The sequence below is a fragment of the Pararhizobium sp. genome (genome assembly GCF_035497515.1).
GTDB lineage: Bacteria > Pseudomonadota > Alphaproteobacteria > Rhizobiales > Rhizobiaceae > Pararhizobium.
This window is the reverse complement of the sequence record NZ_DATJDJ010000021.1, coordinates 1-1558: the sequence shown is the minus strand read 5'-3', so window position 1 is coordinate 1558 and position 1558 is coordinate 1. Positions and strand designations below refer to the sequence as shown.

1 protein-coding gene is annotated in these 1558 nt (G+C 60.4%); it reads right to left on the bottom strand.

Annotated features, from left to right (window positions below):
• Positions 1–253 precede the first annotated feature (253 nt).
• The gene (locus tag VL202_RS01830) at positions 254–1492 is read right to left on the bottom strand and encodes an ABC transporter substrate-binding protein (protein ID WP_325462485.1); all 1239 of its coding nucleotides are present in this window, start codon (positions 1490–1492) and stop codon (positions 254–256) included.
• Between the last annotated feature and the right edge of the window lie 66 nt (positions 1493–1558).

The window sequence follows — 1558 nt, the reverse complement described above, 5'->3', positions numbered from 1 at the left end:
ACCGAACAGCCTGACATACTGCGAAATCCCGGCAAAGCGTGCGACCGGCAGCATCCGGCTGTCGGTGAAGGAAATGCCGATTGTCCAGATCATCGTGCCGACATAGGCAAAGACCACGATCAGGATGGCGGGTGTCAGCCCCGCATATACACTCCAACGAATGGAACCCTGTTTCATCGAGACTTTCCGGTGCCTGCCTGGAAAAAAGGAGCGGCAGTCGCCTGCCGCCCGAGTTGGGTCGTCTGGGAGGTTGTTATTCCTGGAATTCTGCGAGCACGGCCGCATATTTTTCGGCGAACTGCTCGGGTGTTTCGGACGGTGTCGCCCAATATTCCACGACCACATCGGCCAGCGAATTCAGCATGTCTGCACCCGCAAGCCAGTCCGGCCCGGCCAATTGCTTGCCGGGATCTTTCAGGGCTTCAAGCCCGATCTTGGAGCAGGCATCGAGACCTGACGTGTCGACATCGTTGCGGACCGGTATGGATCCCTTGAGATTGTTGAATTCCACCTGGACCGCCTTGTCCAGCATCACCCTGGCCATCAGGTCCTGCGCCTTGGCTCCGCTTTCGGACCGTGTGTCAGGCATGATGAAGACGTTGGAATCCATCAGGAAGTTTTGCTCGCCAAGGCCGAGCACACAACCGTAGTCCTTGCCCGCGACCCAACCGGCGGATGTGAATTCGCCTTTTTCCCAGTCACCCATGATATGCATGGCGGCCTTGCCGGTGATCACCATCGAGGCGGCCTCGTTGAAGGAGCGGTTCGGTGAGCCGGAATCCGTATAGCTGCGCAGCTTGGCATATACCTCCGCCACGCGCTTGAATTCGGGCCCCTTCACGGCTTCCGGATTCTTGTCGCGGAAGACCGACATATACAGGTCCCTGCCGCCTGCGCCAGCAAGAACGCCATTGAAGAGCTGGTGCTGTTGCCAGGCTTGCGCCCCGAAAGCCAGGGGGATGATGCCACCCTGCTGGAACTTGTCGGCGACAGCGAAGAAGTCCTCCCAGGTCTTCGGCTCCTCCACGCCAAACTTCTCGAACAACGCCTTGTTGTACCAAAGCCAGTTGGGTGTCTGCAGGTTGACCGGGACGGCATAGATGTGGCCGTCGCGGCTGACGGCGGCCAGAACGTCTGCGGGAAGAGATGCCTGCCAGCCTTCCGCGGCGGCAACATCATCGAGGTTGCGCAACAGGCCCTGATCGGCGAGCTCGCCAAACTGCTTGCCCGCATTCATCATCATCACGGTCGGGGGATTGCCTCCGACGATACGGTTGATGCCGGTCGGCTTCGCGACGTCGCCATTGACGATGGCGTTGTCTACCCACTCACCGCCGGCGGCCGAGAAGGCGTCCGCAAAGACTTTTACGGCCTTCGACTGCGACTGCGTCGTCCACCAATGAAGCACTTCGGCCTTTTCGGCCGCTCCCGCCGGCTGGATGGCAGCCACGACCAACAGGCTGGCCCCCAAGAGCGCGCGATATCTGCTCATCATCTGAAACTCCTCCCGATTGAAAGCCGTTCGCGGCGCCTTGCCGCGCGCCAGCCTCCGAGCAAC